General features: G+C 51.9%; 23 protein-coding genes. 9 read left to right on the top strand and 14 right to left on the bottom strand.

The features are described from left to right. Positions 1 to 49: 49 nt before the first annotated feature. From gstA to CWS43_RS11235, 5 genes are all read right to left on the bottom strand, one after another. Positions 50 to 655: a glutathione transferase GstA gene (gene gstA, locus CWS43_RS11255; protein ID WP_101077045.1), complete on the bottom strand. Its 606-nt coding sequence runs from the start codon at positions 653 to 655 to the stop codon at positions 50 to 52. 198 nt (positions 656 to 853) lie between these two features. Beyond that, a complete protein-coding gene (gene dapA, locus CWS43_RS11250; RefSeq protein ID WP_101077044.1) occupies positions 854 to 1,720 on the bottom strand; it encodes a 4-hydroxy-tetrahydrodipicolinate synthase in 867 nt (288 codons plus the stop codon). A 124-nt stretch (positions 1,721 to 1,844) separates the two neighbouring features. Then, positions 1,845 to 3,518, bottom strand: a complete 1,674-nt coding sequence (locus tag CWS43_RS11245) for a GGDEF domain-containing phosphodiesterase (RefSeq protein ID WP_101077043.1) — start codon at positions 3,516 to 3,518, stop codon at positions 1,845 to 1,847. Between the two features lie 190 nt (positions 3,519 to 3,708). Next, positions 3,709 to 4,446 carry a GGDEF domain-containing protein gene (locus CWS43_RS11240; RefSeq protein WP_157825388.1) on the bottom strand — a complete coding sequence of 246 codons (738 nt, stop codon included), beginning with the start codon at positions 4,444 to 4,446 and terminating at the stop codon, positions 3,709 to 3,711. Positions 4,447 to 4,983: 537 nt separating this feature from the next. Further along, positions 4,984 to 5,253 carry a hypothetical protein gene (locus CWS43_RS11235; protein WP_101077041.1) on the bottom strand — a complete coding sequence of 90 codons (270 nt, stop codon included), beginning with the start codon at positions 5,251 to 5,253 and terminating at the stop codon, positions 4,984 to 4,986. A 306-nt stretch (positions 5,254 to 5,559) separates the two neighbouring features. Here CWS43_RS11235 and CWS43_RS11230 point away from each other — a divergent pair, with 306 nt between their 5' ends. Further along, positions 5,560 to 6,591, top strand: coding sequence for an AraC family transcriptional regulator (locus CWS43_RS11230; RefSeq protein ID WP_101077040.1), 1,032 nt, complete (start codon positions 5,560 to 5,562; stop codon positions 6,589 to 6,591). 165 nt (positions 6,592 to 6,756) lie between these two features. Beyond that, positions 6,757 to 8,652 (top strand): diguanylate cyclase domain-containing protein, encoded by a 1,896-nt coding sequence (locus CWS43_RS11225; RefSeq protein ID WP_101077039.1) that lies wholly within the window; start codon positions 6,757 to 6,759, stop codon positions 8,650 to 8,652. Between the two features lie 66 nt (positions 8,653 to 8,718). Here the strand turns inward: CWS43_RS11225 and dtpA are convergent, their stop codons facing one another. The 7 genes from dtpA to sapA all read right to left on the bottom strand — a co-directional run bounded on the left by dtpA (position 8,719) and on the right by sapA (position 17,474). Then, positions 8,719 to 10,230, bottom strand: coding sequence for a dipeptide/tripeptide permease DtpA (gene dtpA, locus CWS43_RS11220; RefSeq protein WP_101077038.1), 1,512 nt, complete (start codon positions 10,228 to 10,230; stop codon positions 8,719 to 8,721). A gap of 583 nt (positions 10,231 to 10,813) precedes the next feature. Further along, positions 10,814 to 12,016, bottom strand: a complete 1,203-nt coding sequence (locus CWS43_RS11215; RefSeq protein ID WP_101077037.1) for a peroxidase-related enzyme — start codon at positions 12,014 to 12,016, stop codon at positions 10,814 to 10,816. Positions 12,017 to 12,169: 153 nt separating this feature from the next. After that, positions 12,170 to 12,979, bottom strand: coding sequence for a putrescine export ABC transporter ATP-binding protein SapF (sapF, locus tag CWS43_RS11210; RefSeq protein WP_101077036.1), 810 nt, complete (start codon positions 12,977 to 12,979; stop codon positions 12,170 to 12,172). Further along, the gene (gene sapD / locus CWS43_RS11205) at positions 12,979 to 13,971 is read right to left on the bottom strand and encodes a putrescine export ABC transporter ATP-binding protein SapD (RefSeq protein WP_101077035.1); all 993 of its coding nucleotides are present in this window, start codon (positions 13,969 to 13,971) and stop codon (positions 12,979 to 12,981) included. The genes sapF and sapD overlap by 1 nt, the downstream gene beginning before the upstream one ends. Beyond that, positions 13,971 to 14,861, bottom strand: a complete 891-nt coding sequence (gene sapC, locus CWS43_RS11200) for a putrescine export ABC transporter permease SapC (protein ID WP_101077034.1) — start codon at positions 14,859 to 14,861, stop codon at positions 13,971 to 13,973. The genes sapD and sapC overlap by 1 nt, the downstream gene beginning before the upstream one ends. Continuing rightward, positions 14,848 to 15,813, bottom strand: coding sequence for a putrescine export ABC transporter permease SapB (gene sapB / locus CWS43_RS11195; protein ID WP_101077033.1), 966 nt, complete (start codon positions 15,811 to 15,813; stop codon positions 14,848 to 14,850). The genes sapC and sapB overlap by 14 nt, the downstream gene beginning before the upstream one ends. Next, a complete protein-coding gene (sapA, locus tag CWS43_RS11190) occupies positions 15,810 to 17,474 on the bottom strand; it encodes an ABC transporter substrate-binding protein SapA (RefSeq protein ID WP_101077032.1) in 1,665 nt (554 codons plus the stop codon). Before sapA ends, sapB begins: the two co-directional genes overlap by 4 nt. 221 nt (positions 17,475 to 17,695) lie before the next feature. On the opposite strand from sapA, the gene zigA reads away from it, so the two are divergent. Further along, complete coding sequence (gene zigA, locus CWS43_RS11185) at positions 17,696 to 18,883, top strand: zinc metallochaperone GTPase ZigA (protein ID WP_101077031.1); 1,188 nt, start codon at positions 17,696 to 17,698, stop codon at positions 18,881 to 18,883. Between the two features lie 225 nt (positions 18,884 to 19,108). On the opposite strand, the gene pspF is transcribed toward zigA, so the two are convergent. Continuing rightward, entirely contained in the window at positions 19,109 to 20,113 is a 1,005-nt protein-coding gene (pspF, locus tag CWS43_RS11180) for a phage shock protein operon transcriptional activator (RefSeq protein WP_101077030.1), read from the bottom strand. Positions 20,114 to 20,346: 233 nt separating this feature from the next. On the opposite strand from pspF, the gene pspA reads away from it, so the two are divergent. From pspA to CWS43_RS11150, 6 genes are all read left to right on the top strand, one after another. Next, entirely contained in the window at positions 20,347 to 21,018 is a 672-nt protein-coding gene (pspA, locus tag CWS43_RS11175; protein ID WP_101077029.1) for a phage shock protein PspA, read from the top strand. Positions 21,019 to 21,099: 81 nt separating this feature from the next. Then, the gene (pspB, locus tag CWS43_RS11170; protein WP_101077028.1) at positions 21,100 to 21,327 is read left to right on the top strand and encodes an envelope stress response membrane protein PspB; all 228 of its coding nucleotides are present in this window, start codon (positions 21,100 to 21,102) and stop codon (positions 21,325 to 21,327) included. Continuing rightward, entirely contained in the window at positions 21,327 to 21,686 is a 360-nt protein-coding gene (gene pspC / locus CWS43_RS11165) for an envelope stress response membrane protein PspC (RefSeq protein WP_101077027.1), read from the top strand. Before pspB ends, pspC begins: the two co-directional genes overlap by 1 nt. Before the next feature lie 81 nt (positions 21,687 to 21,767). After that, positions 21,768 to 22,019, top strand: coding sequence for a phage shock protein PspD (locus CWS43_RS11160; protein ID WP_101077026.1), 252 nt, complete (start codon positions 21,768 to 21,770; stop codon positions 22,017 to 22,019). Further along, the gene (locus tag CWS43_RS11155; protein WP_101077025.1) at positions 21,994 to 23,391 is read left to right on the top strand and encodes a YcjX family protein; all 1,398 of its coding nucleotides are present in this window, start codon (positions 21,994 to 21,996) and stop codon (positions 23,389 to 23,391) included. Before CWS43_RS11160 ends, CWS43_RS11155 begins: the two co-directional genes overlap by 26 nt. Next, positions 23,388 to 24,455, top strand: a complete 1,068-nt coding sequence (locus CWS43_RS11150; protein ID WP_101077024.1) for a YcjF family protein — start codon at positions 23,388 to 23,390, stop codon at positions 24,453 to 24,455. The genes CWS43_RS11155 and CWS43_RS11150 overlap by 4 nt, the downstream gene beginning before the upstream one ends. A gap of 73 nt (positions 24,456 to 24,528) precedes the next feature. Here the strand turns inward: CWS43_RS11150 and CWS43_RS11145 are convergent, their stop codons facing one another. After that, entirely contained in the window at positions 24,529 to 24,720 is a 192-nt protein-coding gene (locus CWS43_RS11145; RefSeq protein WP_101077023.1) for a chemotaxis protein, read from the bottom strand. Positions 24,721 to 24,728 lie beyond the last annotated feature (8 nt).

The raw sequence follows: 24,728 nt of genomic DNA, 5'->3' as shown, positions 1-24,728 counted from the left end.
GTGCTGATGCAGACGGGGCGTTTTTTGTGTCAGAAGATCACATCAGCGCTTATTTCAGGCCTTCCGCGGTCATGGCGGTATCAACTGCCGGACGGGCTGCAATACGATCCAGATACGCATTCAGATCTGTCAGTGCGCTCAGATCGAACTTCAACGCTTTTGCCCACCCCATCACGGTAAACAGATAGGCGTCTGCCACGCTGAAGCGTGCACCAAGCAGGAACTGTTGCCCTTTCAGGGACGCATTCACATAAGCAAATTTTTTGCTCATCACTTCGCGCGTCAGCGTTTTGAATTCATCAGGTGTTTTTGGGTTGAACAGCGGGGAAAAACCTTTGTGCAGTTCAGTCGCGATGTAGTTCAGCCATTCCAGCGCATGGTAGCGTGCCAACGTGCCTTGTTCCGGCATTAACTGACGGTCTGGTTTCTGATCTGCAAGATACTGCACGATCGCCACGCCTTCGGTCAGAATGCTGCCATCATTGAGCAACAGTGTCGGAATTTGCCCTTTTGGGTTCACCGCGAGGAAGTCATCACCGGTTTCAGTTTTCTTAGTTGCGAGATCAACTTTCTCAATGCTGAAGTCGAGCCCGGCTTCACGAAGGACGATATGTGGAGAAAGGGAACAGGCACCGGATTTATAATACAGTTTCATAAACACTCCATTGGATGAACACCCGCGTGAACCGTGGAGCACCTCTGTTTCACGGAACAGCGATATGGCTATATAAAGTCTGCTTATATCCTAGAACCGGCGGGAGCAAAAGTCAGTGTTTTAATTGTGACAGCGAGTTCAGTTGCTCACATTTTGATGCACACAGTGGCGGACATGGCTGCCCGCCACTTTATCCTTTTAGCGGGAATGCAAATTCAGGAAATCCCGGATTGCGAGTTCAACATTTTCAGGTGCAGGAAGCATCGGGGAGCGCAGCTCATTATCCATCAGACCATCCAGCGATAGCGCGTATTTGATGGCTGCGGGATTTGGCGCAGAAAACATCAGCCTGATCATCGGCAGCAGGCCAAAAAAGGTTTTGCGTGCAGCGACGATGTCATGTTCTTTGAACTGCCTGATGAGCTGGACAAATTCTTCCGGAAAAATATGTGAGGAAGCGGCAATCGCACCCGCACCGCCCAAACTCAACGTCGAAAATATCTGAACATCCTCGCCGCACAGAACATCCAGTTCGCCGTCAGCGATCAGCGAAAGCGTCAGCTCTATGCTGCCGCCGCAATCTTTGACCGCAGTGATTTGCGGGTGTTTTGCTAACTGACGGAATGTATCCAGCTCCATCTGTACGCCGGTACGATAAGGGATATTGTAAAGGACGACCGGTACTGAAGAGTTATCGGCAATCTCAGTAAACCATGCCACCAGAGCGGGCTGAGACGGACGAATATAGTAGGGAGCGGGGATGAGCAGCCCGGCGACAGGGCGCTCTAAAATGGCATTCTGCATTTCACGGATCACCGGCATATGCGTTCCCGAAAGCCCCATGATGACCTGATGACCGGGCACAACGTCTAATACGGCGTCAAGCACCTGTAGCTGTTCTTCTTTGGTGAGCATAGGGGCTTCACCGGTAGTACCGCAGACGACAACACCGTCCACGCCCCGTTTGAGCAGCCGGGTGCACAATGATTTCAGTGCAGTAAAGTCGATCTCACCCTGATGGAAAGGTGTGACCAGCGGGACCCAGATACCTGAAAACGATGACATGATGTAATTCCTTAAACGGCGTGATTTATCAGCCTCGGATCATGTCAGTAAAACAGGGACGAGCGCCAATTGAATGAATTAATAAGGTGTTTTGAGTTATCTATAGCGCTTATAAATAGTCGTTTTAAATACCCGCAGGCATATTCATTTCGTTGCTTAGCAGGGTGTTTAACACATCTACCGGCACGGGGCGGGAGAAAAGATAACCTTGCAAATGCGAGCAACCTGCTGATACTAAAAAAGATTTTTGGAGCTGATTTTCTACGCCTTCTGCGATCACGTTCAGGTGCATTTTATTTCCAAGCTGCGATACGGCGGAAACTATCGCCGCAGTATCATTCACTTCTGTGACGTACTGCACAAACGAACGGTCGATTTTTACGCTGTCTACTGAGATATCTTTCAGCAAGCTAAGGCTGGAGTACCCGGTACCGAAATCATCCAGGGAGATTTTAACCCCCAGTTTACGCAATTTAGCCAGATGACTCAGGCTCACGGCGTTGGCATTCATGACCGACGTCTCTGTCAGTTCAAGCTCCAGACGCGACGGCGGGAAATTTTCTTCCGCCAGAACAGCCAGTATGCGTGGTCCAAAATCAGGTTCACCGAGCTGAACTGCCGACACATTAATCGCCAGATTCAGTTGCTCAAAATGCTTAATATCACGGCACGCCTGGCGTAAAACGATTTCACCCAGCTGAATAACCAATCCGGTCTCTTCAGCCAGAGCAATAAACTGAACGGGAGAAACGGCACCCAGAACGCTGTGATTCCACCGAGCCAGTGCTTCAACGCAAACTACTTTTTCATCACGACTGCGCAAGATTGGCTGATAAACGCAGGATAAATCGCCGTCTTTTGCCAGAGATTCTGCCAGTGCTTTCACCATAATGCGTTTACTGACACTGCTGGCATCGAGCAATTCCGAATAGAACGAAAACATATTTTTGCCGCGTTGCTTAGCTTCCAGCAGGGCCGTATTGCCGCGACGCATGATTTCACCCGCAGTAATGTTCTCGGCACCAAACATGACGATACCAAAAGAGAGGGTAATCATCGGGTTTGCACGTGTCAGTGTAAAAGGCTGGCGCATCATCACCAGGATTTCGAGTGCCAGATTATTGGCCATTTCACTGGTCGGGCTGTTGCGTAAAATAATTGAAAATTCGTCGCCGCCAATGCGGGAAACGGTCCCGCTGTTGCCGACCTCATTACGCAAGCGCTGGCCAAATTCGCAAAGAATGGCATCACCGGCCTGGTAGCCGTATGTATCATTGATGTAGTTAAAATCGTTCAAATTCAACAATAAAAGCGCATAGGGCTCAGGGCGATACATGCGCTGCGCGGCGATCTGGCTAAGTTCTTCACTGAGTGCTGTGCGGTTTGGCAGGCCGGTTAATACATCGTGACGTGCCAGATAACGGATCTGAGCTTCTGAACTGCGCAGAAGCGAAATATCCATTATCGACGTCAGGATAAAGTGTCTGCTTTCCAGCGTAACGCGAGACTTGCGGACAAGCACATTGCGTCGTTTACCTGATGGGTCAACCAGTGTTTCTTCATTGACCGTTTTTTCGCCAGTGGCCAGGACATCATTATCGCGCTGGCGTTGCCGTGCAGCCTGATCAGGATCCGTGAAAAAGGAAACATCCTGACCAATCAATTCTTCTCGCGGGCGGCCATAAAACTCGCAGGCTTTCTGATTAAGGAATACCAGTTTTCGGTGATCGTCTTTAAGCACCGTCGCTTCGGGAAGAGCATCAAGAACTGCCTGGCATATCGCAATATCAGTAAGCATGAGTTAAATACCCCGAGCAGAAAATGAGTGTGGTATGGCGCACTGCACAAGCCAATAAACTCATCAGGTTGTTTTTGCAATTATCACTCACAATTGGATGAGAATATTACCGTTGTTTTTAAATTTTAAAATTCAATCGGTTGTCACGCCCTAAGTAAGGTATTCGATATATTATTCGGGTGAATAACGATCAACTCAGTTCAATGCGGTTTTTGCCTGCAGATTTTGCGCGATACAAAGCATGATCTGCCTGGATCAGCAGGTGGGATATTGAGTCCTGGTCAGGTTTGCTAAATGCCATCCCCACGCTCACCGTCATCGGGATATTATGCTGCGAATTCTGCGCTAATTGAAAACGTATCGTTTCTGCCATCAGGATCGCCTGTTCTTTAGGCTTCATCGTCAGGCAGGCAAACTCCTCTCCACCGATGCGGGCAAAAATATCTTTTTTCTCAAGTGTGGAATTAACCACATTACAGAAGAAAACCAGCGCAGAGTCTCCGCCGGCGTGACCGTACTGGTCGTTAAGTCTCTTAAAGTTATCCAGATCAAATAATATCAGCTGCAAAGGAAACGCCTGGTTTTTTCGCTTTCTGATCAGTTCATTACCATATTCCAAAAATGCCCGACGGTTTCCTACCCCGGTGAGCGGATCACACAATGAATCCTGTTTATAGCCGAGTTGTCCGCGCTCATACACCATGGCCAAAATAATGAAAGACAAGCAAATCGCATAGAGAATGGCTTCGAAAATCAGGATAGCGAAAAAACCGCTACTATGGCCTCCGGCCATTTCAGCATAAGGCAGGCCGTTATCGAAGAAAGGGCGTGCCAGATAGAAACAGGCATGGAAAAAGCTCAGGGGCAGGGCTGGCCAAAAGGTGATATGCAGTTGTTTGCGCGCATGCCAAATCTCAAGAGTGGTCATCAGGGTATAAGCAGCGGTTAACAGTGACGTCAGTAAAATCCGCTGGGGAAGGCTGTGATAAAAAACCGGTGACAGGCAAAAAAATGCCCACACAATGGGCCCGGCAAAAACCGCGGGCAAAATAATCCTGCGTCCTGTGAACATCCGTACTGCTGACCACATGATCCCGTAACAGAGTAATATCATCATGTTACTGATAACGACGGGAATGATACTGTCAGGATCAGCACGCATACTGCTGAGCTGCGTTCCGGCAGTTGCGAATGCCAGCATGAGCGCGGTCAGGCCCAGGGTTGGGTCCCTGCGGCCACCAATCCAAGCGAACAACATGACGCCCGTCAGCAGGATGAGAATATAAAGTTCAAAAATGAATAACGTGTAAACGTCGAGATGCATAAAGCCTATGAGTTGTTATTTGCGGGTGTGCCGGAGGTTATTTTCACTGATAAACACCGCAGGACGGAAACACTTTTAGGAAAATTAGGAATTTCTTTATAAATGTAATAATCAGCGCCAGGGATCGCCGGAGAAAACAGCTCAGAGATTTTTTTTGGTACCGAATTTCTCATCCCATTCACGGCGATAGCGGCGGGATTGTTTGCGGCCCTTGAGCCACAGGTAGGTGCAGACCACACAGACGCCTGCCGAAAAGACGATATTACGCATATCCTGATCATAAAAAATGACCAGTACGCAATCGAGCGCGGCCACAATCGCAAACCATTTATGCATATGCGACTGCCTGCGGGTTTCGGCATTCATACGCTTGAGCTGACGCCCTTCATCCAAGACTTTTCTTTGATCCATCGATGTTTCCTGGTGAGAGTGGCCTGAGTAAAAGCAGACGTCGTTTTTTAAGGATAGCTAATCATGAATTTGAGGAACTTCAACATAATATTAACTGATCCAAAAATTATTATCGCTGAGTTCCTGCCAATTCAATTCGCCGATAAAAGCCTTTTAATCGCTGATTTTACAGTATTTTAATTCACATTTCTGAGTAAAAAAAAGAACAGTGGCTGGTGGGAAAGTATTACGAATTGCTGCTGAGGATTGATTTTTCAACATAACGTAGATTATCGTTTCAGAATTATCTTAATTTTCGGTGGGAAAATGAGCGATTCATCTTCACGAAAGATCGTTGATTCGGCCAACATTTATCAGGATTTCGAAACCCGTTTTTATGAATGGGAAGACGGAATGTCCAGTGCCGGCTTTAAGCTGGAACTGCCTGATCGTAACAGAGAAGAGTTCGACTGGGGCGTTGCTGGTTATAACTTCGGGCGTGTGATCGGTGGGGTACTGACTGTCAGCGAACACGATATTAACCGGCAATATGGCAACCTGTTCTCCATGCCCGACCACATCGTCATTTTCATTGTTATTATCGGGGGAATGGACTGCCAGTGTTTCGGTGAACGTTTCACGCTCAATCAGGGCGATATCCTGATCCAGGATATGTCACAACCCATCAAGATCCACGTCTACCCTGGCAACCAGAAGCCACGCCTGGGCTCTTATCAGTACATCATTATGCCCAAGCACAGCTTACATTTTAATGTGGATATTGCTTCGTTGCATGGTAAACGCATACCGGCGGCATCGCCGGTAAACATCATCCTGCGCAACCATTTTGCCACGATGGTACAGGTCTTTGATCAGATGACGGAGCAGGAGATCCTGAGTACCGGTGAAGGAGCCGCATCGGTCTTCCTGCAGACGTTACATCTGGTGGCGGGTAAAAAAGTTGAACACCCGTTTGAGCAAAGCGCACGCCTGGAGCGCATCTGTTTGTACATTGAGAAGCATCTCAGCAACCCTATTGGGATCGACGTTCTGTGTAAAAATTTTGCCATTTCACGATCAGGATTGTACCGGTTGTTTGAGCCACTGGGCGGTATTGCGCAGTTTATCCGCAGCCGGCGTTTACTTATGGCGAAGCGACTCCTGCGTACGTCATCGATGTCTGACCAAAGCCTGGCGGCCATAGCCCGACAGTGCGGCCTGGAACTGAGTGCGCTGCGTCGCTACTTCCACGAGTTTTATGGTACGACGCCTTCTGAAATGCGGGAGAAATTCCGCCGTGATGCTGAGCAATCGGGTCAGTCAGATGCCACACATGTGAATTGGGTGAGCTCGCTTTAATGGATTGATTTATCAAAAATTGTTCAATATTTGTTAAATAACTACGCATTTCGTGATCTGTCACTATTCTGATTTTTGCCTAACAGAGGCGGAATCTGAGCCGTTTTTCCGGCTAAACACAGTAGACTTGGTGGAATATTCACCAGTAATCATTGAGAGTGCATTATGTTAGTCCCTCAACAGGCAGTTGATGAACAGGCTCGTCTTGCCATACTGGCTTCTCTGGGCATATTGGATTCCCCCAGAATTGAGGAAATCGACCGTATCACCCGGATGGCGGCCCGGCAGTTTCAGGCGAAAGCCGTTGTTGTTTCTTTGATTGATGCTGACCGGCAGTGGTTTTTGTCTCACACCGGAATTGATATCAGCCAGTCTCCCCGCGACACCTCTTTTTGTGGTCATACCATTCTCGAATCAGGGCCTCTGGTGGTCAGGGATGCCCGGCTGGATCTGCGATTTCATGATAATCCGCTGGTTGTCGGGGCTCCCCATGTGGTGTTTTACGCTGGCTGCGCACTGCATTCCAAAGAGGGTGTCGCGTTGGGTGCATTGTGTCTGATCGATGATCGCCCAAGAGACTGGAGCGACGAAGACCAGCAAACCTTGCTGGATATGACGGCACTGGTACAAAGCTATATTTTCCATCTGGAAAACCGCCAGTACACCGCACGGGTAGAAGATAATCTGGCAAAAAGTGAAGCCTTGTTTGAACAGACATTTGCCCATGCGGCTGTCGGGTTTTCTTTAGTCGGGCTCGACTGGCGCTGGCTGCGTATTAACCCGCAGGTCTGCAATATGCTGGGCTATGCGGAATATCAGCTACGGGCTTGCCTGTTACACGATGTGACCCATCCCGACGATCTGTACGCCGAAAATGTACTAATTCCCCGATTGCTGTCGGGTGAGATCAACAGCTTCAGCGTTGAGAAATTTTTGCAGCGGGCTGATGGCAGTACATTATGGGTGACACTGACGGCTTCGCTGGTCCGTAACGCAGCAGGTGAAGCCCATCACTATATTGTCGTTATCAGTGATATTACTGAGCGTAAACACATCGAGCAGGCGCTTTACTCGTTACAGGAGGATCTCGAGCGTCGTGTTGCTGCCCGCACCCATGAGTTACAGGTAGCCATGGATCAGCTTCATCAGGAAATCGCACAGCGACTGACGCGGGAGCGGGAACTGACAGAGAGTAAAAATCGTCTGCGAGCCATCACTGATAATATCCCGGCACTGATTTGCCATGTTGATGCAAACGAGCAGTACACTTTCGTGAACCATTTTCATGCTAACTGGTATGGGGTTGCTGAAAATCAGGTCCGCGGACAGCAGGTGAGAGACGTGGTGGGTTATGACAGTTATGAAAAAATTCAGCCTTATATTCGCCAGGCGTTGCAGGGCCTGACGGTCAGCTATGAGATTGAGCTTCCCGACCATTCCCGCCACGGTCAGGGCGGTGTTCTCCACACCACGCTGATCCCCTGTGATGATATTCGTAATGGATACTATGGCCTTTCGACCGATATCAGTGAAATTAAAGCGTTGCAGGCGCAGCTGGAATTCGAAGCGAATCACGATTCACTGACCGGCTTACCAAACCGCCGTGCGTTTCAACAATCACTGATTTATGCGGCAAAACAACAAGAAAAAGCAGACAAAGATATCGCATTACTTTTTTTAGATATTGATAATTTTAAAGCGTACAACGACACCTATGGGCACGAATTTGGTGATTTGATTCTGAAATTCTTCGGGCATACTTTGCGGGATAACCTGCGCTCACAAGATGTGGTGGCACGCCTGGCGGGGGATGAGTTTACGGTATTGTTGAGCCAGCTTGTCAACACGGAAAGCGACGTTAGCCGGATTTGCATCAGCCTGATGAGCGCTTTGCACTCCATCGAACGCGTGGCCGGTGTTCCGGTGGCGATTTCTGCCAGCATTGGCGTGGCGGTCGGGCGGGCCCGCCAGACTTTATTACCTGATACGCTCATGGCACGTGCGGATGCGGCAATGTACCGGGCAAAACAAAGCGGGAAAGGCCGTTACTACATGGGGTAGGGTTCCGGCAAAAAAAACGCCTCCGGAAGGAGGCGTTCGTCAACCATCGTCAGATTCTTGCTGCGCTTACTGTGCAGAAGCCAGTTCAGGTTGTTTCTCGTCAGTTTCACGATCCAGCGTCATACGGTGCAGTTTAGATGCGGTGACCAGCATCAGGACTGCAATCACGCCGGTCGCTATACCAATTTGCAAGAATACGTGGCTGTAGATCGCCAGTGAAGCGTGCGCATCATCGATATCAGCAGGAACCGCGGTCAGGTTCGCTACATAACCTGCGATAATCGCGGCGGCGGCGGTCGTCAGGAACCATGCGCCCATGATGAAGCCCATCAGACGTTGTGGAACCAACTGTGCCACCATCGCCAGACCCAGACCAGAAATCATCAGCTCACCGATACTCTGCAACGCATAGCTCAGTACCAGCCAGTTAACAGATACAATCCCATGTTCGTTGGCCAGGCTTGCACCCCACGGCAGCACCAGGAATGCACCTGAACACAGCACCATGCCGATCGCAAATTTATGCGGCATTGGCATGCGGTCGCCCACTTTGGTGTAAACCGCCGCCAAAATCGGGCTGGCAACCATGATCCAGAACGGGTTCAGTGCCTGGAATTGTTCAGGCTGGAAGCTGATGCCCAGCAGATCGTGACCGACATTATGGATAGCGAAGAAGTTCAGGGAAGTTGGCATCTGGCTGTACAGCACGAAGAACACCACGGCTTCCATCATCAGCAGGAACGCCACAATCATCTTACGGCGTGCGATGCCTTGCATGGCGAAGGTTTCTTTCGCAAACACAATAATGATACCGACAGAAACCACACCCAGAACCATACGCGCGATGGTTTGGTTATGCAGCAACCAGCTGGAAATGAACACCAGCGCTACAACGCCAACCAGCACCATCAGCAGTTTTTGGAACTGCAGCGGCGCGAAATCGGGTTTTGAACCCTGACGTTTCACCCATTTGCGGCAGAACAGGAAGTTCACGATAGTGATCAGCATACCGACGACGCTCAGGGAGAACGCGACGCTCCAGCCATACTTCGCGGCCAGCCATGGAGTAGCAAGCATAGAGAAGAATGAACCGATGTTGACCGACATGTAGTACATAGTGAATGCGCCATCAAGACGCGGGTCATCTTTTTCGTAGCAGGTAGAAAGCAATGAGGATGGATTTGCTTTAAACAGGCCGCTGCCGACGGCGATAGTCGCCATACCCAGATAAACCCAGAAGATTTCGTGGCCGGAATACGCAACGAATGAATAACCCAGCGCCAGCACGATCGCACCCAGCACGATCACACGCTTCGACCCCAGCACTTTATCGCCCAGCCAGCCGCCGATTGCCACGAAGCCATAAACCAGTGCACTAAATGAGGAGAAGAGGGTAATGGAATCAGCTTCACTCAGGCCAAGCATTTTGACCAGGTAAACCGCCATGATCCCTTGCAGGCCGTAGTAACCGAAACGTTCCCACAGTTCGATGGAGAAGATCAGATAAAACGCTTTTGGCTGTTTAAATGCGTTCAGGCTCACGCTTTCATTATTTGGAGTTTTGTTTGCAGTTGACACTCGTACCTCTGTTTATTCCTTTCGCCCGTGAATGGCGAAAACGCATAAGTGGCGCGAAATAAGCACCCTTTGCATTGTTATAAGATGGGATGACGGCAAGTAATGTTCACTATCTTCGTAAATGAGGCAAGGAGTTTGAAATGTATCGTTACATTTAACTTATCCGTCATGATTAAACTATGTTCGAAATGTTATGCAGAATTAACGTTTATGTTTTCTAAATAGACAATGTGAATATGTTGTATGAATAATAATCCGAAGTCATGATTCGTTTTTGTTTTTCAATGAAAGTCATGAATGGATTCTTAAGCTAAAAAATTATGAATAAGCAGTGAATATGTCTGGGTTGCGGTATTGATTTCGGGGTTTTATGAATCAGAGCGTGGCGAGCGAAGATGTGAGCTGAGCGGGAAATAATCTGATGTGATCTGTCTCTCGTTTTAACACTAAATTTCCGATTGAAAATAAGATTAGTACGACTTATGGCGGTTAGGCGGCGGAGGTATTTACATTTGGTGAATTCGGCAGGCGAATATCCTGCCGAAAAGGAGGGGTAAAGCATGAATGAAAAATGCGCCCGGATTTACTTATTGAGCGTATCGCCCAGCGTCTGAATCAGGCGGTTTGACCAGCTGAACAGCGCAGCGGTCAGCAGAATATCCACAGATTGTGTGGCACTGTAACCGGCATCAGATAAACCGTGCAGGCGTCGGGCGTCAAAACGTTCGGGCGTCCGGGTTAAGGTAATCACTGCACCCAGCAACGCCGCTTCTTTCGCATCAGCCAGCTTTTGCGAGACAAAATCAACGGCGTCATCCCGATGATTCTCTCTAAACAGTTCATCAATCAGCGTTTCACTTCCTCCTGCTTCAAGATAAAGACGGCCGTGGATCCCTGCGCAATACAGGCACCCGTTTAGCTGCGACGTCGTCACCGCCGACAGCTCACGCCATGCGGCTTTCGGACGTTCCCCGGCCTGCATAATATTATTAAACACGGCCGAAAATTCGCTCAGCGCATCCGCATCATGAACCAGCAATGTATAAAAAGAAGAAGAACGTGCATTGGGTGCGATCAAATCCAGCACATCCTGCTGGTGACGGCTAGCCGTTTCTGGCACTACTTCCGGCAGGCGTGACGTCCATTGCAGCATAGCCAGCGAGAAACCTTTTTGCTCGCAACCTTCCGGCGATGGAAATCCAGGTAATACGGCTGCAGCACGCCCACGAAGGCCGTTCAGTATGGCCAGCACACGCGCCTGATAGCTGACAAAACCAATGAGCTGCGTGAACGTGACAATATCGCGCGTACTTAGCCCGACGTCGTAAAGCTGATCAAGCATCGGCGCGGTAATTAATGTCGGTTGGGTAGCAAGCAGGCGGGCGAACTGGGTAATGTGAGTCTGGCGAATATTACTTTCACGGGAGGCGTCAGGGCTGGAAAGCGGGGCGAGTCGTGCGGCGTAATGGCTACAGAGAGACTGCACGCCGCTGACCTGTGCTACGGTGAGCGCGCTGCTCAGGCGATCATATAAAGACAGTGTTTCCGTACGTGAAACGCTCAGTGTGTCGGGGAACAGTACTTCATAACAGGCGCGGGAAGCGCGCAGCAGCCCCTGACGCTCATTCAGTAACTGTCGAAGTGTCGGGTCAAGCTGAATATCCAGGCCCAGCAAAAAGCGATCCTGAACCTTAGCGGCGTGCGGATCGAGTGGCAAATGACCCTGCTGGCTGGATTGTGTTTCATGATACCAGCCGCTGTGTGCGGCCTTGCGTTGTTGTTCCATGAACGGGTCCTTTACTTCAAGCCTGTTAATCAGGCAAATTTTCAGACCCTATCGTTGCCGATACCGTTGTCGAGATAAAATAATGTTAAGCGATAAATCATAGCAAAATGGAATAGACGCTACTGAATCTCTATTTATCCGGGGTCAGCAGTACTAATTTCCGTCGCGACGCCAGGCATCGGCAGTCAATGCCTCGCCAAAATGGCTGGAGATGAGCCGTTTGGTAAGGTCATGAAGCGGTGCAGCGAGCACTTCCGCCGTGTTTCCCCGCTCAACCACTTCGCCTTCGTGCATCACCAGAACCTGATCGCTGATGTGCTTCATCATGCCAAGGTGCTGGGTAACGTAAATGTAGGAAATCCCCTGCTTTTCCTGAAGTTCCAGCATCATATTGATGATTTGAGAGCGCATTGACATATCCAGCGACGCCAGCGCTTCATCGGCAATAATCACTTTGGGTTGCAGGATCAGCGCACGAGCCAGCGCAACGCGTTGTTTCTGGCCTGATGCCAGCATATGAGGGTAATAATTGGCATGATCGGGTAGCATGCCAACCAGCCGCAATGTCTGATTGATCCGCTGCTCCCGCTGCTGAGCATCCATTTCACCGTTGAGGCGCAGCGGGGCCTCAAGCAACTGGCCGATACGCTGACGCGGATTGAGTGATGTACTCGGGTCCTGAAAAATCATGCGGATCTGCTGGCTGCGGAAGCGATAATCGCGAAACACCAGCGGATGTTCATCAATCAGGATTTCACCACCGCTCGGCTCAACCATGCCAGACAACATTTTGGCCAGTGTGGATTTACCTGACCCGTTCTCTCCGATAATCGCCAGCGTCTGTTTTTCACGCAACGTGAAGCTGACAGGTTTCACGGCATCGAGATCCATTTTACGGAACAGGCCGGTGCGGTAACGGAACGTTTTGCTCAGGTTACGAACTTCAAGCATGGTCTCGGCCATTATTGTTCCTCCATGTTCAGCGGGAAATGGCAGGCAAAAGCATGGGTTTTTGCCAGACGCAGGCCTGGTGTTTCAATGCATTTTTTTTGCGCGTAAGGGCAGCGCGGCCCCAGCCGGCATCCAATCGGCAAATGCTCCAGCGAAGGAATCGCGCCCGGCAGCGTATTCAGGCGGCTTTTATGTGGCAGTGAACGGCCAAAATCGGGCATAGCCCGGATCAGCGCCTGCGTGTAAGGGTGGTGCGGCGCGCTCAGCAACTCTTCGCACACCGCACTTTCTACCGTTTGCCCGCAGTACAACACGTTAATCCGGTTGGCCCACTTACTCATCATTTGCAGGTCGTGGCTGATGAGCAAAATGGTGGTGTTATTGTTCTGGTTAAGCCGTGCCAGCAAGCGGAAGATCTGCGCCTGAGTGGTCGGTTCCATAGCGTTGGTCGGTTCATCTGCAATCAGCAAACGCGGCTGATTTGCCAGTGCGATGGCAATCATCACTTTCTGGCATTCACCTTCGGTCAGCTCATACGGATAACTGGCCATAATATCTTTATGATCTTTAATCCCAACGCGGTGCAGCAACTCGATGGCGCGTTTTTTTCGCCATTTCCATCGCTGATACCAGCGGCCTTTGTACGTCCAGCCGGGAATGGCCTGAATCAGCTGACGACCAATGTTTTCGGAAGGATCCAGACAAGACTGAGGTTCCTGAAAGATCATTGAGACGTTTTTCCCGACCAGTTCCCGACGCTCGCGCGGAGTGAGCTGCAAAAGGTCGATATCATCAAAGCGCATCCGGTCAGCGGTGACGCGCCAGTTGTCTTTGGTAACGCCGCAGATAGCTTTGGCAATCAGGCTTTTACCGGAACCGGATTCGCCCACCAGCCCGCGCACTTCACCGGCATTGAGCGTAATGCTCACACGGTCAACCGCTTTTACCGGGCCGTCGGCGGTCATAAATTCGATGGTCAGGTTACGGATATCGAGTAACGGCATTATTCCACCCCTGCATTAATCGCCCGGCGCACACCATCGCCCAGCAGATTGATGAGCAGAACGCTGATAAGGATTGCCGCACCCGGCAGCATCACCGTCCAGGGCGCAACATAGACCAGTTCAAGCGAATCACCGAGCATCGCCCCCCATTCCGGGGATGGAAGTTGCGCGCCTAAATCCAGAAAGCCTAATGCAGCAATATCCAGAATGGCCATCGACAGCGCGCGGGTAAACTCAGTCGCCAGCACGGCCACAATGTTCGGCAGCACCGCATAACGCAGAATTTGCCAGGTCGAGGCACCGTCCAGACGCACGGCTACCACGTACTCTTTCTCCAGTTCGTCATGCACGGCGCTGTAAATTGTACGAGAAATGCGTGGCAATAACGCCAGCCAGACGGCCAGCATGGCGTGCTCAAGTTTCGGGCCGATAAACGCGACGACCACAATCGCCAGCAGCAGGGAAGGGATGGACAGCAGCGTATCGAGAATATGGTTGAGAATCGCTGATTTCAGCCCACGCGTGATGCCCGCCAGCACACCGATAAGCACGCCACACAGCGACGCCACGAGGGTGATCACCAGCGCGCCGCCGATAGTCGGTGCCGCGCCGGTTAACATCCGGCTGAGTAAATCACGGCCTAAATCGTCGGTACCGAGGAAGAACGACACATTCCCGTAGCGCGACCACGACGGCGGCAGCAACTGGTAGCCGAGGAATTGCTGATCAAGCGCATACGGTGCCAGCAGATGCCCGAAAACACACAGAAACAGCAGCCCCAGCACGCCGTAGAAGCCGATCATCGACAGCGTATCGCGATAGAAAATCCCCCATGTATGACGAAGCGGGCTGGGAACCTGTTTTTCACGGTATACATTATCGAAGGGCATACCATTCCTTATGTTTCAATGGATTCATCAGTGCACCCAGAATGTCTGAAAGTACGTTAACCACAATCACCAGTGAGCCGACCACCATCACACCGGCGGAAATTGCGGCGTAGTCCTGCTGACGGATCGCGTTGATCAGCCAGCGGCCAATGCCGGGCCAGTTAAAGACCACTTCCGTAATCATCGCCAGCGTAAGCATGGTGGAAAACTGCAGGCCCAGCTTTGGGATAATCGGTGGCAGCGCATTGTGTAAAACATGGCGACGGATAATAGTAAAACGTGACAGGCCGCGGGTTGCAGCGGCTTTCACGTAGTTTTTCGCCAGCACGTCATCAGTCGAAATGCGCATCAGGCGGATCACTTCGGTGGTCGGCGCAACCGCCAGCGCGGCAATCGGCAAAATCATGTGGCGGATGGCGCTGATGATCATCTCGTGGCGATACGGCGAATGCGAAAGCCAGGCATCAACCAGTGTCAGACCGGTCACGGTTTTCAACTGATACAACAAATCAAGACGCCCGGAAACCGGCAGCCAGCCGAGCTGTAAAGAGAAGAACAACATCAGCAGAACGGCCAGCCAGAATACCGGGATAGAAAAGCCGAGAAGCGCAATGCTGCTGATCGCCACATCCGGCCATTTTCCGCGCATTACACCCGCCATGATCCCTAATGGGATCCCGACAAACAGCGCCAGCGCAAAGGCCAGAACGCACAGTTCCATGGTGGCCGGGAATACCGCTTTCAGCTGATAAGTAATGCTTTCGCCGTTGATGCTCGAGACGCCAAAATCAAACTGGCACAGCCCTATAAAATAGAAGCGATAAGCATCCCACAAGGACGCACCGCGCAATGGCGCATTCGGCGTGAAATAGCTCAGGCTGAACGCTACCAGACTGAGGAAAAACAGCGTGACCAGCAGCAACAAAATACGGCGTAACGTGAAGATAATCATGGTGCTTTCCTTCCTTCGTCATCACGGAAGACGCCTGCAAATGAAGAGTTGCCGAACGGACTCAGGACCAGCCCTTTGATATCGTAACGGTAGGCCTGAAGGCGTAGCGAGGAAGCCAGCGGCAGCACCGGTAATTCCTGTTCGAGGATTTTTTGTGCCTGCTGATAAAACTCGATGCGCTGCGAAAGTTGCTGTGACAACAGGCCCTGACGCAGTAATTCATCAAATGCCGGATCACACCAGTGAGCATAGTTGGTCTGCGAATGAATCGCCGCACAGCTGAGCATCGGGCGGAAAAAACTGTCCGGGTCATTACTGTCCGTCGACCAGCCGGTCAGCGTCAGGTCATGGTTCATCTCCATCAGCTTGGCTTCCTGGAAACGGCCTTCAACCGGCACAATCGTCACTTTAATCCCTACCTGCGCTAAATCCGCCTGAATAAGTTCAGCGGTTTTCAGCGGGCTCGGGTTAAACGACTGCGACGCCGTCGGCACCCACAGATGCAGATTCAGTTTTTCCTGCCCGAGATCTTTGAGGATTTGTCTGGCTTTGGCCGGATTGTATTCCGTCACCTGCGCATTGCTGTCATACGCCCACGAGGCGCGCGGCAAAATTGACGCCGCCGTTTCTGCCGTGCCGTAATAAATCGACTGCATCAGACGCTGGTTATTAATAGAAAGCGCCACGGCCTGACGGATACGCGGATCGTTAAGCGGCGCTTTATTGGTATTAAATGCCAGATAGGCAACATTCATGCCCGGACGCAGGGAAAGACGCAGACGCGGATCTTCACGCAAAATCGACAGCTGGCTGGCCGCCGGATACGCCAGAACATCGCACTCACCGGTGAGCAATTTAGACAAACGTCCTGTGCCGCCGACGCCCATGTCGATCACAATCTGCGCCATGCGCGGCGTGCCTTTCCAGTATTGCCCGTTGCGTTCAAGACGCACGTACTGGCCGGTGCGGTATTCGCCCAGCTGGAACGGGCCGGTGCCGACAGGCTGACGGTCTATTTCTTCTTCATTGCCTGATTTCGTCAGACTGGCCGCATATTCAGCGGAAAGTACCGGTGCGTAATGGGTCGCCAGATGCCAGAGAAAAGAGGCATCGGGATTATTCAGGCGAAACTCGACCGTGTAATCATCGAGCTTTTTGATGCTTTTCACCGTTTTGGCAAACTGCAAACTGTCGAAATACGGGTACTCTTCGCCGTTAACGCCGTGGAAATGATTATTCGGATCAATAATGCGCTGGAAGCTGAACACCACGTCATCGGCGTTCATTTTACGTGAAGGTGTAAACCCGCTGGTTTTCTGAAAAGGCACATCTTTGCGCAGATGGAAACGGTAGGTTGCGCCGTCGTCGAGCACTTCCCAGCTTTGCGCCAGTTCAGGGATCAGGCGATAGGTATACGGGTCAACGTCCAGCAGACGGTCGTAAAGCTGTGCAGCGAGCGTATCAATAATCAGCCCGCTGCTGGCTTTTTGCGGATTGAAGGTATTGACCATGCCGTTGACGCAATAGACAAAGCCGCTCTGGCGAATATCTTTGACTGGCGCGCTGGCAACCGTCGGGCTGGTATGTGTTGGAGCAGTCTCAGCAAAAACTGCTGTGGACAAACTGCTCAGTAAAAGCATCCACAAAGTTAGACGACGCATAAAGGCTTCAAAGTTAAGGTGCAATGCCTTAAGTGTACCGTACTCTGCGAGGTACCCCAATCCATTGCACAAAACAGGGTGAAATCCTGCGGCACTTCGCGCAGATTTTATCCGTTCCTCCAGAAAACCCTTGAAATTGCGCTGGCATTGTTATGTTATATTATAACAATAATTGCAGGCGAAGCATTTTGCCTGCGCGGTCTTCTGATTCGAGGTTAACTATGTCTTTACTGCCCGTCACCGTGCTTTCCGGCTTTCTGGGCGCGGGGAAAACTACCGTGCTGAACCATATTCTGAATAACCGTGAGGGCATGCGCGTAGCGGTGATCGTCAATGATATGAGCGAAGTGAATATCGATGCGGCGCTGGTCGCTAACGAAATTACGCTCGACCGCCAGCAGGAAAAACTGGTGGAAATGAGTAACGGCTGCATCTGCTGCACGCTGCGGGAAGATTTACTGATTTCCGTGCGTGAGCTGGCACAGGCGGGGCGGTTTGATTATCTGCTGATTGAATCGAGCGGGATCTCAGAGCCGCTGCCGGTGGCGGAAACCTTTACGTTCGAAGATGAGAACGGTGAAAGTCTCTCGCAGTTTGCGCGGCTGGATACGCTGGTCACCGTCGTGGATGGCGTCAATTTCATGCAGCAATATCAGGAAGCCCGCAGTGTGCAGGAGGCGGGTGAAAGTCTGGGTGATGACGATGAGCGAAGCGTGACCGACCTCCTGATTGACCAGATTGAATTTTGTAACGTGTTGCTGGTGAGCAAAACGGATTTGCTCGACAGCCGGCAGCAGCGTGAAGTGATCGCGTTACTGAAAAGCCTGAACCCGGCAGCGCAAATCATCCCTATATCACCGGGCAGTTTGCCGCTGGAAAACGTGCTCAACACCGGTCTTTTCGATTTCGCCAAAGCGCAGCAGGCTCCGGGCTGGCTGAAGGAACTGCGCGGCGAACACACGCCGGAAACCGAGGAATATGGCATCAGCAGTTTTGTCTACACCGCGCGCCGGCCTTTTGATCCGGATAGATTCTACCGTGTGGTACACGGGGACTGGGGAGGCGGGACGTTGTTGCGGTCGAAAGGCTTTTTCTGGCTGGCGACGCGTCCGCGTTTTGCCGGGCAGTGGAGCCAGGCGGGCGGGATCGCGCGTTATGGCATGGCGGGGATTTTCTGGCGCGCATTGCCCGAAAATGACTGGCCGCAGGATGAAGAAACCCGCCAGCAAATCATGGAAAAGTGGGTTGAGCCGTTTGGGGATATGCGTCAGGAGCTGGTATTCATCGGCCAGCATCTGGATAAAGAAGAGATTATTCACCGGCTGGATGCGTGCCTGCTGAGTGAGCAACAAATGGCCGAAGGGATCGACAGCTGGATGGCGATGGCCGATCCTTTCCCGGAATGGTAGTCCGTAATGACGGTAAGGTTGTTCAAAAAGTAGCCGTAAAAACAGTGTGGTAATGAGAAATATTCTCAACAAAACACTTTACAGACGATACTGAGAACCATTATCATTCATTTCACCGAACGAGAGGTGTCCCGCCAGGGGCGTTAATCGCGAGGTACGACATTGCTCACATTGCTTCCAGTATTACTTAGCCAGCTCGGGTGCTGGCTTTTTTTTGCCTGTTATTCAGTCACTTTCCTGCGCATTCACCTGTATTCCGTGCTTTTTCAACATTCCGCGTAACTGATGATACGTCACGTTAAGCAGCTCAGCGGCTTTGCGCTGGTTGAAACGCGCCTGCCGCAACGCCAGCTCAATCAGATTTTTTTCCTGACCGGTGACCCACTGTTTTAAATCCAGCGGCAACGCCGGTAACGAAACACTCTCACGCGGTTCCTCCGGTGCGGAATACGCTGCCCGCTGAGCAAACGGATTCAGAATAATGTTATCCAGCGGAAAATCGCTGGTGCCGTGCCGGTACATCGAGCGCTCCACGACGTTTTTCAGTTCGCGGATATTGCCCGGCCAGCGATAGCGCATCAGCGTTTCGCGGGCATGTTCGGTAAAACCGGGGAACAGCGGCAGGGAGAGTTCGCGGCACATCTGGATGGCAAAATGCTCAGCCAGCAACATGATGTCCTGCTGGCGCTCACGCAGCGGCGGAAGCTGAACGACGTCAAACGCCAGGCGGTCGAGCAAATCCGCGCGGAATTTTCCGGCGGCGGCCAGTGCCGGAAGATCATCATTCGTCGCGCATACCAGCCGCACATCGACCTGTAACGGCTGGCTGCCGCCGACGCGTTCCAGATGTCCGTATTCGATCACGCGTAATAATTTTTCCTGGACCAGCATCGGCGCGGTCGCCAGTTCATCAAGAAATAACGTGCCGCCGTCTGCCCGTTCAAAGCGCCCGAGATGGCGCTTCTGCGCGCCGGTAAACGCCCCGGCTTCGTGGCCGAACAGCTCGGAATCCAGCAGATTTTCATTGAGCGCGGCGCAGTTCAGCGAGATGAACGGCCCTTGCCAGCGCGGTGACAGATAATGCAGACGGTGCGCGATGAGTTCCTTACCGCTGCCGCGTTCACCGGTAACCAGCACCGGTTTATTCAGCTTCGCCAGCTGCGAAACCTGTTCCAGTACTTCGATAAACGCATTGGCTTCGCCGAGTAAATTGTCTGTGTTATCAGGCATGAGGCTTTCCTTGTGTGGTGAAACACACTAACTCTTAGTGAAAATAATCATCTTGGAAATTAAGCATAGCAGAGACGAAAATAAAAAATTCAATTTATTCATGAAGATAATGATTTTAAAAAGTTGGCACGGATCCTGATATAGGTTTATCACCGCGGATGAAAATTTTCCTGCGGCTTTAACCGGTAAACAATTGGCCGGAAACCAAACAGAATCAAAGAGGAATTTCGATTATGGGTATTTTTTCTCGCTTCGCTGACATCATTAACGCCAACATCAACACCTTGCTGGATAAAGCAGAAGATCCGCAAAAACTGGTTCGTCTGATGATTCAGGAAATGGAAGACACGCTGGTGGAACTGCGTTCAACCTCCGCCCGTGCGCTGGCAGAAAAGAAACAGCTGATCCGCCGCATTGATCAGGGTGAATCCCAGCAGATTGAATGGCAGGACAAAGCCGAACTGGCCCTGCGTAAAGACAAAGACGATCTGGCGCGTGCAGCGCTGATTGAGAAACAGAAATTGTCCGAGCTGGTTGCGACGCTGAAAAATGAAGTGACCGTCGTAGAAGAAACGCTGGAACGCATGAAATCAGAAATTGGCGAGCTGGAAAGCAAACTGACTGAAACACGTGCCCGCCAGCAGGCGCTGACATTACGTCACCAGGCGGCAGCCTCTTCGCGTGACGTTCGTCGTCAGCTCGACAGCGGTAAAATTGATGAAGCGATGGCGCGTTTTGAGCAGTTCGAACGCCGCATCGATCATATGGAAGCAGAAGCGGAAAGTGTCAGTATTGGCAAAAAGAAATCGCTGGATCAGCAGTTTGCTGAGCTCAAAGCCGACGATGAAATCAGCGCGCAAATTGCTGCCCTGAAAGCCAAAATGAACGGTAATCAGGACGCGTAATTTTCCGGCAAACCTGCCTGTACGCAGGCAGGTTATGCGGGGTAACGCACCCATAAGACTCATCAGAATTAAGGATAAATAATGAGCTTCCTGTTTTTAGCAATTCCGCTGACTATTTTCGTTTTATTCGTGGCGCCTGTCTGGTTATGGCTTCACTACAGCAACCGCCAGCAAAATGGCAGTCAGCTCAGTCAGCATGAGATGCAAAGTCTCTCGAGCCTGACACATGAAGCGCAGCGCATGCGCGAACGTATTCAGGCGCTGGAAGAAATTCTGGACGCCGAACATCCGGGCTGGAGGCAATCATAATGGCGACGCGTTTATCTGAGAAAAAACTCTACCGCGTGCCGGAAGAGGGCGTGGTGAAGGGCGTGCTGGCCGGGCTTTCGCACTATCTCGGCGTACCGGTCAAACTTCTGCGCATCATGGCGGTATTGTCGGTGTTTTTTGGCCTGTTCATGTTCACGCTGGTGGCTTACATCATTCTGAGTTACGTGCTGGATCCGGTTCCGGCCAGCGAATATGACGAAGAGACCGCGCCATCGCCGCGCAGTTTGCTCGAGGAAGCCGATCGCGAGCTGAAAGCCAGCGAGCAGCGTTTGCGGCAGGTTGAACGTTACGTCACCTCAGAAACTTTTGGCGTACGCAGCCGCTTCCGCCAGCTTTAGCCCGATTCTTCGCTACGCCTCTGGCCGCCGGACAACGCTCCGGCTGCTATTTTTCCCCTCACGTCCGCTTAAGGAAACCTTATGGCCCGTTACCTGAATTCCCCGCTGCCGGGTAAGAGCAGCTGGTTTTCCAAAATTCTCAGCGTGGTCATCACGCTGGCGCTGACCTTTGGCCCGGCCGGGCTGGCAGCGCGTGTGCTGGGCGTGGTGGGAAAAGGCCCACTCAGGTACGTTTTGGCACTACTATTAGAACCGTTATTTAAACGAATTTTGACCGCGCTGTTTGGGCGCTACGCCAGGGAGAGCAATGAAAAGACTACAAAACGAGTTTAATTCACTGATCAATCGCGGGATGGACAGACATCTGCGGCTGGCCGTCACCGGTTTAAGCCGCAGCGGAAAAACAGCCTTCATTACCGCATTCGTTAACCAGCTTTTACACATGCACAGTGGCGCACGTTTGCCGCTGTTTTCGGCTGCGCGGGAAGAACGTCTGCTTGGCGTAAAGCGCGTTCCGCAGCGTGATTTGGGCGTGTCGCGCTTTGCTTATGATGAAGGTCTGGCGTCACTTTACGGCACGCCGCCTGCGTGGCCGACGCCAACGCGCGGTGTCAGTGAAATCCGGCTGGCGCTGCGTTACCGCTCCAATGATTCCCTGCTTCGCCACTTTAAAGATACCTCGACGCTGTATTTGGAAATTGTCGATTATCCGGGCGAATGGCTGCTGGATTTGCCGATGCTGGAGCAAAATTATCTCGACTGGTCACGCCAGATGGCGGGGCTGTTACAGGGCGATCGCGCTGAATGGGCGAAGCCGTGGCTGGAACTGTGCCAGCAATGCGACCCGCTGGCACCCGCCGATGAAAATCTGCTGGGCGCGATTGCGCAGGCGTATACCGGTTACCTTATCCGCTGTAAAACCGAAGGCCTGCACTTCATCCAGCCGGGGCGTTTTGTTCTGCCGGGCGATTTGGCCGGTGCGCCTGCATTGCAGTTTTTCCCGTGGCCGGAAATGCATCAGTACAGCGACGCCCAGCTGGCGCAGGCGGATAAAAACAGCAATCTCGGCATGCTGCGCGCGCGGTTTGATTATTATTGCCAGAACATCGTGAAAGGTTTTTATAAAGAACACTTTGTCCGCTTTGACCGCCAGATTGTGCTGGTGGATTGCCTGCAACCGCTCAACAGCGGGCCGCAGGCGTTTAACGATATGCGCCTGGCGCTGACGCAGCTGATGCAAAGTTTCCACTACGGTAAACGCACGTTGTTCCGCCGCCTGTTTAATCCGTGCATCGACAAACTGATGTTTGCTGCCACCAAAGCCGACCACATCACCGGCGATCAGCATGCGAACCTGGTTTCGCTGTTGCAGCAACTGGTACAGGAAGCCTGGCAAAATGCGGCCTTCGAAGGCATCAGCATGGACTGCGCCGGGCTGGCTTCCGTTCAGGCGACTGAAACCGGCATGGTGGAATATCAGGGGCAAAGCCTGCCCGCGCTGAAAGGTCACCGTTTACAGGATTGCGCGCCGCTGACGGTGTTCCCCGGCGAAGTGCCTGCACGTTTGCCGGGCGCGGCGTTCTGGCAAAAACAGGGTTTTCATTTTGACGAGTTTCGTCCGCGCGAAATGAGCGTGGACACACCGTTGCCGCACATCCGTCTGGATGCGGTGATGGAGTTTTTACTGGGAGATAAAATGCGATGAGCGAACCGTTAAAACCGCGTATCGATTTTGAAACGGAATTAAAAGCGCCTGCGGATCCGGTGATCAAACCGGCGCTGGCCTTTGACGAAACGATTTCAGAACGCTTTATTCCGGTGACCGCCGAAACCGATGAACAGCAGGAAGAGGGCGAAGCCGAAGCGGTACTCAGCCGCGCACTCAAACCGCGCCGCAGTTTATGGGGCAAAATTGTGCGCCTTGGCGTTGCGGTGCTGGGCATCAGCGTCGTCGCGCAGGGCGTGCAATGGGTACATCAGGCGTGGGTTCAGCAGGATTGGGTGGCGCTCGGCGCCTGTACGGCGGGCGGCCTGATTATCGTTGCGGGCGTGGGCTCTGTGGCAACTGAATGGCGTCGCCTGTATCGTCTGCGTCAGCGCGCTGATGAACGCGATGTGGCGCGCGATTTACTGCACAGCCACGGGCTGGGTCAGGGGCGCGCGTTCTGCGAAAAACTGGCTGCGCAGGCCGGGCTGGATAACAGCCATCCGGCATTGCAGCGCTGGCAGGCGTCACTGCATGAAACGCAAAACGACCGCGAAGTGGTCGAGCTTTATGCCCGGTTAGTGCAGCCGGTTCTGGATGCGCAGGCGCGCCGGGAAATCAGCCATTCCGCCGCGGAATCTGCGCTGATGATCGCCGTCAGCCCTCTGGCGCTGGTGGATATGGCCTTTATCGCCTGGCGAAATCTCCGTCTTGTGAACCGCATCGCGGTGCTTTACGGCATCGAACTGGGTTATTACAGCCGCATCCGGTTATTCCGTCTGGTGCTGTTGAATATGGCGTTTGCCGGCGCGTCTGAGCTGGTGCGCGAAGTGGGGATGGACTGGATGTCGCAGGATCTGGCTGCGCGTCTTTCGGCCCGAGCTGCGCAGGGTATCGGTGCCGGTTTGCTGACCGCGCGTCTGGGTATCAAAACTATGGAACTGTGTCGCCCGCTGCCGTGGCTGGACGGTGACAAACCAAAGCTCGGTGATTTCCGTAAGGAACTGGTCGGGAAGCTGAAAAACAGCATGGTGAGAACGGATAAAACCAAATCCGGTGTTTGATCGTTTTGATATAAAAAAGCCCCCAAATAAATGGGGGCTTGTATTACTCTGATTAACCTTTAAAAACTGAAAACTAGGTTGTCAGATAGTTCTGTGCTTTAGCAAGACCATCGGAAATTTGTGAATACGCCTTGTTCACCGCATTACTGGTGTCACTTACCGCGTCCTGACCAAAGCTTGATAGGCGATCGGCAACTTTATTGATATCTTCCGACCAACCCGCACCATTAACCATTTCAATATCATGTTCTGTTAATTGTTTCATCTTAGGCC

The sequence above is a fragment of the Rahnella sp. AA genome, assembly GCF_002834385.1.
Classification (GTDB): Bacteria; Pseudomonadota; Gammaproteobacteria; order Enterobacterales; family Enterobacteriaceae; genus Rahnella.
Note: the sequence above shows the minus strand (reverse complement) of the source record. Positions and strands in the feature narration are given on the sequence as shown.

Coding starts and splice junctions, on each gene's coding strand:
- sapB (WP_101077033.1), bottom strand. CDS start 15,813: ATGATTATCTTCACGTTACGCCGTATTTTGTTGCTGCTGGTCACGCTG.
- pspC (WP_101077027.1), top strand. CDS start 21,327: ATGGCGACGCGTTTATCTGAGAAAAAACTCTACCGCGTGCCGGAAGAG.
- pspB (WP_101077028.1), top strand. CDS start 21,100: ATGAGCTTCCTGTTTTTAGCAATTCCGCTGACTATTTTCGTTTTATTC.
- sapC (WP_101077034.1), bottom strand. CDS start 14,861: ATGCCCTTCGATAATGTATACCGTGAAAAACAGGTTCCCAGCCCGCTT.
- gstA (WP_101077045.1), bottom strand. CDS start 655: ATGAAACTGTATTATAAATCCGGTGCCTGTTCCCTTTCTCCACATATC.
- CWS43_RS11225 (WP_101077039.1), top strand. CDS start 6,757: ATGTTAGTCCCTCAACAGGCAGTTGATGAACAGGCTCGTCTTGCCATA.
- sapA (WP_101077032.1), bottom strand. CDS start 17,474: ATGCGTCGTCTAACTTTGTGGATGCTTTTACTGAGCAGTTTGTCCACA.
- CWS43_RS11150 (WP_101077024.1), top strand. CDS start 23,388: ATGAGCGAACCGTTAAAACCGCGTATCGATTTTGAAACGGAATTAAAA.
- pspA (WP_101077029.1), top strand. CDS start 20,347: ATGGGTATTTTTTCTCGCTTCGCTGACATCATTAACGCCAACATCAAC.
- sapF (WP_101077036.1), bottom strand. CDS start 12,979: ATGGCCGAGACCATGCTTGAAGTTCGTAACCTGAGCAAAACGTTCCGT.
- CWS43_RS11145 (WP_101077023.1), bottom strand. CDS start 24,720: ATGAAACAATTAACAGAACATGATATTGAAATGGTTAATGGTGCGGGT.
- CWS43_RS11245 (WP_101077043.1), bottom strand. CDS start 3,518: ATGCTTACTGATATTGCGATATGCCAGGCAGTTCTTGATGCTCTTCCC.
- CWS43_RS11215 (WP_101077037.1), bottom strand. CDS start 12,016: ATGGAACAACAACGCAAGGCCGCACACAGCGGCTGGTATCATGAAACA.
- zigA (WP_101077031.1), top strand. CDS start 17,696: ATGTCTTTACTGCCCGTCACCGTGCTTTCCGGCTTTCTGGGCGCGGGG.
- CWS43_RS11160 (WP_101077026.1), top strand. CDS start 21,768: ATGGCCCGTTACCTGAATTCCCCGCTGCCGGGTAAGAGCAGCTGGTTT.
- CWS43_RS11155 (WP_101077025.1), top strand. CDS start 21,994: ATGAAAAGACTACAAAACGAGTTTAATTCACTGATCAATCGCGGGATG.
- pspF (WP_101077030.1), bottom strand. CDS start 20,113: ATGCCTGATAACACAGACAATTTACTCGGCGAAGCCAATGCGTTTATC.
- CWS43_RS11240 (WP_157825388.1), bottom strand. CDS start 4,446: ATGACCACTCTTGAGATTTGGCATGCGCGCAAACAACTGCATATCACC.
- CWS43_RS11235 (WP_101077041.1), bottom strand. CDS start 5,253: ATGGATCAAAGAAAAGTCTTGGATGAAGGGCGTCAGCTCAAGCGTATG.
- CWS43_RS11230 (WP_101077040.1), top strand. CDS start 5,560: ATGAGCGATTCATCTTCACGAAAGATCGTTGATTCGGCCAACATTTAT.
- sapD (WP_101077035.1), bottom strand. CDS start 13,971: ATGCCGTTACTCGATATCCGTAACCTGACCATCGAATTTATGACCGCC.
- dapA (WP_101077044.1), bottom strand. CDS start 1,720: ATGTCATCGTTTTCAGGTATCTGGGTCCCGCTGGTCACACCTTTCCAT.